This is a genomic window from Methylomonas sp. MgM2, from assembly GCF_054172045.1.
The window spans coordinates 1-8271 of record NZ_JBSYXO010000065.1; the positions used below are offsets into that span (position 1 = coordinate 1).

An 8271-nucleotide genomic window follows, 5' to 3' on the forward strand; every position below is an offset into this window, starting at 1 on the left:
GGCTAGCAGACCACCCGGCGCTTCAAAAAATGGCGTCGAAACCGAAGGTATGGCGGCAAATTTCAACAGCCTGTTAGATGCCGCAAAACAGGTTTTTAAATCGACTAACCGTAACCAATTTTCTTAACGTTACGCTTTTCCGAAACAAATAAACTTAACCGAGTCCGGCCAAATAGAATTCATCACCCCTCATTATTCAGACGCGTTTAAAGCGGTACAAACTGAATAAATGAGGAGTGCATAATGGCTGTATCAACACAACACCTCCCCGAAACGGGCTGGGTCAGGGAATATCAAATAACTGGAGATAAGAAAAAAGGCTACCCCAGGCTGACGCCATTCGGCCGGACAACCTTCCGGAAACTGATTAAAGAAGGCTCTGCGCCTGCACCAACCAAAATTTCACAAAACATCGTAGCGTGGCGAGTTGAAGAAATCCGCGAATGGCTGAATCAATTAGGCGGAGCGGCGTGATGTTGACACACCAACAAAGCGGCGCTATGCTTTCGACCGCTGGCAGAAAAACCAGCACCGGGCCTGAGAAACCTGGTTTTGTATTGGCGAAAAAATCGCCGCAGTCAATAGCGGCTTTTTTATGCCTGTCATTCAGCGCGGCCTTGTGCCGTTTGCGTTCCATTATGGCGGGCTGTTTTGGGCAGCGTTCGGCGCTGGCCGGTTCCAATACCCGGTTTTTCTCAGTCCCACTACAGCCCGTCGCCCGATACCCTGAGAAAGTATTGGCGGCGGTTCAGTTATCTGTATTGGAGCAACCGCTATGAACACCCCAGCCACGGGCGAAATCCGCCAAGAATCCACCCAACAACCTGAAGCCGTCGCTTCGTTCCTCGATCAAATCGCCGCGTTCGAAACTGAGCGCCAAGCCGTTACCGAAGCCGGCCTACCGGCCTTGGAGCGCCTGGTCAATATTGCCAATAACGACACCGGCCAAGCAGATACGGTTCGGCGCTTCTTACTGTCGTTGTACAACGGCTATGCCTTTCCGCTAAACCCGTCAACGCTTCGCGGTTTGGATAAAGCCTTGTTCGATGACGCTCTAGCCGTCCTGAAACTGGACGCGCGCGCAGCCGTGAAGGAAATCCACCAATACGTCTATAAAGGCGGCGAATTGTTCGAGCGCTGGGCAAAAGCGGAGGTGGCGAAATGAGCATTAAAACCGTATCGCCCATGCAGCCCGACGCCAGACAACAGGCTTTATATGAGGCCATTACCCAAAAAGGCGTCAATTTCTTACATCACTTTGGCACTATCGGCCATGAGATAGCGCGTAATAGCCTGAGCGATGACACGCTTATTAGCCTTCAATCCGCTTGCGCAGACATGGCGCGGCTGGTCGCGCAAATGCGTCAACAGTTAAAAACCGAGGCCGTCAAACCGGTTCAAACCAAACCCGCCACCATTTACTTAGTCAACGGCGCCGGCAGCGCCGAGAACCGGCCAAAATCCATGACATTAGCCGGTTACATGAAACGCCAGTCCGATGAATTAGGCTTAACCCCGATGCCGTTGGATACCGACTTGCTGTTAAGCCGAATTCGTCAAGGCGGCGATTCCGGACGGTTTCTGGCCGATGCCTTTCGGTCGGCCTACCGTAAAGGCGTGCCGTTCAAGCATGCATTATTCGAGCTGGTCAATCTTGACACCGAAGCTTTCCGGCTATTCCACCAAGTGCTGCATATCCGCCACGTTCCAGGCTGGGACGATGACGCGCTTTACGCGATTGAGCAGCAAATCAAAGCAATCACGGATGGCCAATCATGAGCGACTCAAACAATAAAAAAGTGGTCGCCACTGAAGACCATAAAAAGTTGCGCAAACATTTCAGGGATCGAGTCGAGCATTTAAAGGATGAGATAGACAAGCTTGCGGCGCTCGATTTTCTGCTGTCCGGCTACCACGACGAACAAATCAACAAATTGTCATGGTTAGTATCGCCTGTCGTGGAGAATCTCACGGCCATTCAAGAGGAACTTTCACAGTTCTTTTACAACAGCGAATCGGCGCTGTCTTTCCTCGCTCAAAACGACAATGACTTACAAGGAGACGGGCATGACTAGACCGAACAAACCACTCTCCGGATATCGCGGAATTTTTACCGTGCAAGCCGAAAACCTACAGTTTCACTATAACCTTGCCCAAGACGCGAACCGCAGAAATGCGCTAAACGCCGACTACCTCGAAGGGCTCATGGGCGCGGCCAAACTGCTACAGGACACCGGACAAGCGGTTTGCGTTTACCTCTTCGGTACCCGGCACATTACCGCTGAATACACGCCAAAAATAGACGGGCCGACGTTCGAAGAAGTAGAACACCGCTTTAATGCCGTCGACGCCCAGTTAGCCAAAATCGCCGATTCTGACGCGGCTTGTACGCAGCTTTGGCTATTCGAACTGTTGCGCCGTGCCGAATGCCTGCTTGGTTCTATCGATTGGCTAGCCGATCAATTCGAGCAAGGCGAGTTAGCGGAATATGTGACAGCCAAGGCCGGCGCGTTCGCCGATTTCAGCCATCGCATTTCGCCAATCGGATTGGAAGACGGCACGCTTGGACTGCTGGACACGGTCAATATGGCCGCCGATAAGTTATTGGCCACCATCACCATGCTGTCCGACCACTTCGCGATCGATGACGACGAGAACCGGCCGAGTGACGAAACGGTGTTTTTCGCCCTGCAATCCATAAAGCATGAAGCGATGGACATCAAGGCGGTGATGGCGGCGTTCCACGCCACGTAAAAACTTAACCCATAAAAAAAGCCGGCGGAGTTGAGGAGCCCGCCGGCTTTTAATCAAAGCTTCTATTCAAAAACCGCAGTCAGTTTAGAAGCTTTTTGCACAGTTCGCAAGGAGCTAACGCAATGAATTTAAACGAGATACTAGATGCCGTTCGGGCGGATATGGCCGCGCATGGCGTTGCGACCGACGATAAGTTGATAGCCGATGGCGTATTGCACCGCGCCCACGCCGAAGGCGACAAGGTTGGGACGCTGAATATTTCCTACCTCATTCACACGGACGGCAACCCATCGTGGTACTTCGAGTATTTTCCACGATCGATCAAGCAAACCGGCTCGCTTTCCGGTGAACGTAAACGCTTGTCGTTGTCAGAACGGCGCCAGGTTGAGGATGAACGTAAGAAACGCCAGTACGAGCGTAAGCAACGCCAAAGAGAAGCGGCTGAAAAAGCGCGGGGTATTTGGCGTCGCACGAACCCTGTTCCCAGTACCCAGAACCATGCCTATCTGATCAAGAAAGGCGTTAAGCCCTATCAAATACGCCAATACCGTGGATCCCTGGTAGTGCCGCTCTATAACGAGTCGCGCGAACTGGTCAATCTGCAATTTATCAGTGCCGACGGCGACAAGCGCTTTTTGGCCGGCGGCAAGAAAAAAGGCTGTTTCTCGGTGATCGGCAATTCGACAGACATCGAACGCCTGTTGATTTGCGAGGGCTGGGCCACCGGTGCCAGCCTGCATGAAGAGCTTGGCGTGTTCGTCATGGTGGCCATGGACGCCGGCAACCTGGAACCGGTGGCACAAACCGCGCGGCGCTTGTTTCCGCAGGCTGAAATCATTATCGCCGGCGACAACGACGAGAGCGGCACCGGCCAAACGGCCGCGCATAAAGCCGCTTTGGCGGTAGGCGGCAAGGCGTTGATTCCGCCGCAGGCCGGCAAGGATTGGAACGACGTGCTGACCATGGAGGGCGCCGCTTGATGGACGCCGCAGACGAGTTTAGAGCCGAGCTCTACGAAACCTTAGCCGAGCAAAACGCATTGCCGCCGAAACGTAATACCGTAATCGATCTAGAACGGGACGCTGTGAAACCCGTTGGCGACACGGCACCGCACATCAATAAGGCGCAGCCATCGGCACCGCCAAAAAACCCGATTGCCGGCATGCACCTGATCGGCGCCAAGCCGGATCAAGAGCCTGTGAAAACATGGGCGACAGGCGTTGCGGTTCATGAAGACGATTTACCGGAGCTGGTAGCAATGAACGCGTTGTATTGCCATGCGCTGGTCGGCGGTAAAAACGTAATTGTCGGCCGGCGGTTTTGCCAGGTGCAAGGCATCGTCCTGACTTTCGAATCGCCAGCGGAATTCAAGAAAAAGTTTCTGCACGAAAAATTCATCAACGGCAAAAATCGGGGATAGGCCTGGCTGGAATGGCCGGGCAAGAACTTCAAGCCGGGCGGTACCGGATTTTTTCCGGATCCCCAAAAATGCCCGCCGGACGTGCTGAATTTTTACCGCGGCTTGCAGGTAAAGCCGTTGGACGGCGACGTATCGCCCTATCTGGATCATCTCAAACACGTCATTTGCGCCGGTCACGAGCCGTCTTACCGTTACCTGATCGGCTGGATGGCGCACCTGTTCCAAAAGCCTGATGAAAAGCCTACTGTAGCCATAATGTTGAAATCAGTGGAAGGCACCGGCAAAGGCACGATGGCGGAACCGTTGCTCAGGATACTTGGGCCCCATGGTATTAAGACCAATGGAGCTGGTGCGATAGCAAATCGATTTAATGGGACGGTTGCCAACAAACTTGGAATTTTCGCTGACGAGGTGGATTTAACTGACAAACATATGTTTGACCGCATGAAAGGCATTGTCTCGGAAACTACGGTCAATATGGAGCGTAAGGGATTAGAGATCGAACCTTTGCCGAACTATTGCCGGCTGATATTCGCCAGCAATCACGAAAAGGTGCTAAGCGCCGGCATTCGGGAGCGTCGTTACTTGGTGTTGGAGCCATCCGACAGATACGCCCAAGACCAGACCTATTTCAAAAGGCTCTGGTCCTGGATCAACAATGACGGCCCTGCAAAGTTTTTGAACTATCTATTGAATGTCGATATCTCGGATTTCGAACCATATCGCTGCCCGCAAACGCCAGGATTGATTTCCGAGAAGTTGGACAACTTGAGTGGGGTGAACCAGTTTTTTTACAACCAAATTATCCACCACGAACCATTCGGCGGCCGGGCCAGAATTCGTGCGTCAGAACTGATCGACGACTTTATAGCTTGGAGCGCCGAAGAGGGTTTGGATGTGAAAAAGGCCTCCGCTGCAAATTCTATTGGCCGCACCATGGCGAAATTGGGGATAGAGGTGCACGGTCGTTCAGATCGAGGAAACGGCAAGTTTTACGAATTACCGGACAAGGCGGTACTGGTACAGCAATTCGCCAAAATGCTGGATGTACCAGAAGAGGCCTTGGAACCGTGAAAATTTCAAAATGCCGTTTTTTGCTGTACCAACTGTACCAGCAACAAAAAACCACGCTATTTCAGCGATTTAAGTGGTACAGCAAATATTTTATTAACTATACCGTATCTATACCAACTAAACCAAAAGCCGAAAAATCGCCAAAAAGTGGTGTAGATGGGACAGTTGGTATAGCAACCATACCAGCAACTACACCAGCTGTAAGCCGCGCCGTTCGTGGCTTGCGGCGTGGTGGTACAGTTGGGACGGCAAAAATCGACTTTTTTTCTTTTTTTTCTTTTCGGCGGATTTTTGAGGAGAAACCCGTTGATTACATCAACCGGTGCCTATTGGAGGTGACTAAGTAAGCATGTTCGCTGGCCGGGCTTGAGGAGCGGAGGGCCAACCGATATTGGTCATTTATCAAAAACCAATGAGGATTTGAAAATGACAACGACTATTAACCCACTGGCGGAAATCCGCCAACAAGGCTTCGACGCCGATTTACACCAGCACCGGGTGCGGATTTGGCCGCGCCATAAGATGAACAAAGCGCTTGCGCTGTTTGTGACGGCTCATTTGCCGGAGATCACGCAAGCGTTGGTCGTCGAATATAACGAGAAGCGCATTAACAACGTGTTGCTTTGGGAGCAGCCGACATCGGCTGCCAATGAAAACGGACCGCCAGTCGAGGCGATCCCCGATCACCTGAATGGGGCACGTTTCGCCGGCGTGCCGGCGGCGGCTAGCGTTGGGCAGGACTTAAGGAGGTGACGGGAATATTGATTTACGGCATGGCCAGGCTTGAGGAGCAGTTCCGGCTGTAAACCGGGTTTTACAACGAATCACATTTTGGAGAATCAATATGGCTTTAACACCCATACCTAGCAATACCCCTTTAACCCAACTGCGCGCGCAAGGGCTTGAAGCAGAATTCAGCCGTAGCCGCTTGATTGTGTTTCCTCGGCCGAAAATCACCAACACCATTCGGCAATTCGTGGTCGACAACCTGGAGGCCGTTGTCGACGAACTGAACCTGGAAGGCTATTACACCAAAAACCCCGATCCACTGGGTTATTTGGTAGCAAACACCGGGGACGTGCGGCGTAATCAAGGTTATCTGATTTGGTCGCTTGATGATCCGACGCGAGCGGCATTGGGGGCGTAACCGGTCGATCTTGCGCTAGACGCTGTTCCGGATTCCTTGAATGGGTATCTGGCGTTTTGACGGTAAACACAGGGCTTGAGGAGGCAGTGCCGGTCTGTTTAACCGGTATTTATTTCAATTGAATATAGGTAAAAGCAATGCAATATCAAAACGAATCAGTTAACGCAAAAAAAGAAATGTTAAGTGACTGTGTCAAGAAACTCGGCGCCGCAGTTGATAAGTTCAAATCCGATGGCAGTTTGTCTGCCACTGAATTGGACGAAATTCGCGGCCTTGTTGCCGAAGCGAAAAACACTGCTGGAATGTATATGGATATCAATCAAGATACGACTGGCAAATTTGGCTTGGTAATGGAGTTTTCCAATTTGTTGGATAAAGCCATCAGCGTGGTAGGTCACGACCATTTAATTTGAATATGACCACTTCATGGGCAGCACGGAATATGCCGTGCTGCTCTTCTTATAAACCAATTTCTAAAACAAACACTTATGAATACTAACCATATCAATGACTATTTTCAGATAAAAGCGGATATCGCGGCCTTGAATGAATCGATTGCTACTAAGCGCGGTGAGATCGACAGTTTGAAACGGAAAATCGCGGATATTCACGGAAACATCAAAGAGATCGACGCGACATTGGAAAGCGAAGATCGGCTGATGGAACTATCTTCTCCTTTAAAAAAACCTACTCTCACAGTCGATCAGTTTATGGCTAAGAGAAAAGAGGTGGCAAAGATGAAAGCTGAATTGCCACCATTAACTGAAGCGCTTGAATTTCTGAATAAAAGCATCTCAGGATTAGAAGGCAATTTGTCCATTACTCGGGGATCATTAAAGGCAAAAGTAAATCTGGTTGCCGCTGACTTAGTTGATAAGGCTGCCGAACAACTGATTGCTACGTCCGGTGAACCATTCAGAGATTTGGTGATGGCTGTAATAGCGAAACAAGGTATGCAGCAAGGTTACGCGATTGATTCTAAAAATCTGTTCATGCAAAAAACCAACTCTATTGTTTGCGAAATACTTTACCAATTGGTATTTGGCAAAGGTAACGGTGGCTATGTTATGCCTGAATTACACGAAGCCAATCAACATGTTATCAGCATTTTAGAGGCCATGCCCATTACGTCGACGGGAACACCAATCGTTGACAGCGACTTGGTTGAAGCTGCTGCGTAATCGAAACGGCGGCAGTTTGTAAAATGCCTGCCGCCATTCATCTAGGTGAAACTATGAATCCAATTAATAAACAGAATTTCGTCACTCTACTTAAAGCCGCACTGCAAGCGGCAAATGAGTTGAGTGAGAAACTTAATCGCGACACATTCAAAGCCTTCGTGGCCGAGGCAAACCGCATGGCAGCGATCGTCCAGCCTTTTGATTATGAGGTCGTAAAACAACTGAATGCTTTGAATCAGCACGCAAAGAAACTGGGGATAACCCTGTCGTCAAAACCGGTCCGTTCGAACGGCCACGCGCAGTTCTTTTAAAAGCGGGGTTTGGTGTTATGGCAATTAAAAAGGATAAAGACGGCACCTGGCGAGTTCAGGTCGACAGAAAAGGTATGCCGCGCACACGACGTGGCGGGTTTGCGACCAAGGAAGATGCTGAGCTGTTCGAGCGTAACTACTTGGCCGATCACCGTGTTAATTACGAGCAGGCGATGGACGAGCGCACGCTGAAGGAGCTGGTCGAAAGTTGGTTTATTTATCACGGCATCAATTTGACGGATGGTGAGCGGCGGCGCCGGGCATTGTTGCAAATGGCGGTCGATTTAAATAACCCGGTGGCCAGTCAATTAACAGGCTGTTGAAATTTGCCGCCATACCTTCGGTTTCGACGCCATTTTTTGAAGCGCCGGGTGGTCTGCTAGC

Annotated in this window: 16 protein-coding genes; all 16 read left to right on the forward strand. The window is 50.7% G+C overall.

Annotated elements, in window-relative coordinates; genetic code table 11:
• Positions 1 to 243: 243 nt before the first annotated feature.
• The 16 genes from ACW73I_RS22420 to ACW73I_RS22495 all read left to right on the forward strand — a co-directional run bounded on the left by ACW73I_RS22420 (position 244) and on the right by ACW73I_RS22495 (position 8210).
• Positions 244 to 474, forward strand: a complete 231-nt coding sequence (locus ACW73I_RS22420; RefSeq protein WP_458031734.1) for a helix-turn-helix transcriptional regulator — start codon at positions 244 to 246, stop codon at positions 472 to 474.
• Positions 474 to 779, forward strand: a complete 306-nt coding sequence (locus ACW73I_RS22425) for a hypothetical protein (RefSeq protein ID WP_458031735.1) — start codon at positions 474 to 476, stop codon at positions 777 to 779. Before ACW73I_RS22420 ends, ACW73I_RS22425 begins: the two co-directional genes overlap by 1 nt.
• The gene (locus tag ACW73I_RS22430) at positions 776 to 1165 is read left to right on the forward strand and encodes a DUF7673 family protein (protein WP_458031736.1); all 390 of its coding nucleotides are present in this window, start codon (positions 776 to 778) and stop codon (positions 1163 to 1165) included. Before ACW73I_RS22425 ends, ACW73I_RS22430 begins: the two co-directional genes overlap by 4 nt.
• Positions 1162 to 1779, forward strand: coding sequence for a hypothetical protein (locus ACW73I_RS22435; RefSeq protein WP_458031737.1), 618 nt, complete (start codon positions 1162 to 1164; stop codon positions 1777 to 1779). Before ACW73I_RS22430 ends, ACW73I_RS22435 begins: the two co-directional genes overlap by 4 nt.
• Positions 1776 to 2075: a hypothetical protein gene (locus tag ACW73I_RS22440; protein ID WP_458031738.1), complete on the forward strand. Its 300-nt coding sequence runs from the start codon at positions 1776 to 1778 to the stop codon at positions 2073 to 2075. Before ACW73I_RS22435 ends, ACW73I_RS22440 begins: the two co-directional genes overlap by 4 nt.
• Positions 2068 to 2754: a hypothetical protein gene (locus ACW73I_RS22445; protein ID WP_458031739.1), complete on the forward strand. Its 687-nt coding sequence runs from the start codon at positions 2068 to 2070 to the stop codon at positions 2752 to 2754. Before ACW73I_RS22440 ends, ACW73I_RS22445 begins: the two co-directional genes overlap by 8 nt.
• 122 nt (positions 2755 to 2876) lie before the next feature.
• Positions 2877 to 3734, forward strand: a complete 858-nt coding sequence (locus tag ACW73I_RS22450) for a toprim domain-containing protein (RefSeq protein WP_458031740.1) — start codon at positions 2877 to 2879, stop codon at positions 3732 to 3734.
• On the forward strand, positions 3734 to 4174 hold the full coding sequence (locus ACW73I_RS22455; RefSeq protein ID WP_458031741.1) for a hypothetical protein: 441 nt from the start codon (positions 3734 to 3736) through the stop codon (positions 4172 to 4174). The genes ACW73I_RS22450 and ACW73I_RS22455 overlap by 1 nt, the downstream gene beginning before the upstream one ends.
• A gap of 81 nt (positions 4175 to 4255) precedes the next feature.
• Positions 4256 to 5248 carry a primase-helicase family protein gene (locus ACW73I_RS22460; RefSeq protein ID WP_458031742.1) on the forward strand — a complete coding sequence of 331 codons (993 nt, stop codon included), beginning with the start codon at positions 4256 to 4258 and terminating at the stop codon, positions 5246 to 5248.
• Positions 5245 to 5595 (forward strand): hypothetical protein, encoded by a 351-nt coding sequence (locus ACW73I_RS22465; protein WP_458031743.1) that lies wholly within the window; start codon positions 5245 to 5247, stop codon positions 5593 to 5595. Before ACW73I_RS22460 ends, ACW73I_RS22465 begins: the two co-directional genes overlap by 4 nt.
• 79 nt (positions 5596 to 5674) lie before the next feature.
• A complete protein-coding gene (locus ACW73I_RS22470; protein ID WP_458031744.1) occupies positions 5675 to 6001 on the forward strand; it encodes a hypothetical protein in 327 nt (108 codons plus the stop codon).
• Between the two features lie 91 nt (positions 6002 to 6092).
• The gene (locus ACW73I_RS22475; protein WP_458031745.1) at positions 6093 to 6395 is read left to right on the forward strand and encodes a hypothetical protein; all 303 of its coding nucleotides are present in this window, start codon (positions 6093 to 6095) and stop codon (positions 6393 to 6395) included.
• Positions 6396 to 6532: 137 nt separating this feature from the next.
• Positions 6533 to 6808: a hypothetical protein gene (locus ACW73I_RS22480; protein WP_458031746.1), complete on the forward strand. Its 276-nt coding sequence runs from the start codon at positions 6533 to 6535 to the stop codon at positions 6806 to 6808.
• A gap of 75 nt (positions 6809 to 6883) precedes the next feature.
• Complete coding sequence (locus ACW73I_RS22485) at positions 6884 to 7576, forward strand: hypothetical protein (protein WP_458031747.1); 693 nt, start codon at positions 6884 to 6886, stop codon at positions 7574 to 7576.
• Between the two features lie 23 nt (positions 7577 to 7599).
• A complete protein-coding gene (locus ACW73I_RS22490) occupies positions 7600 to 7887 on the forward strand; it encodes a hypothetical protein (RefSeq protein WP_458031748.1) in 288 nt (95 codons plus the stop codon).
• A 17-nt stretch (positions 7888 to 7904) separates the two neighbouring features.
• On the forward strand, positions 7905 to 8210 hold the full coding sequence (locus ACW73I_RS22495) for a phage integrase (protein WP_458031749.1): 306 nt from the start codon (positions 7905 to 7907) through the stop codon (positions 8208 to 8210).
• Positions 8211 to 8271 lie beyond the last annotated feature (61 nt).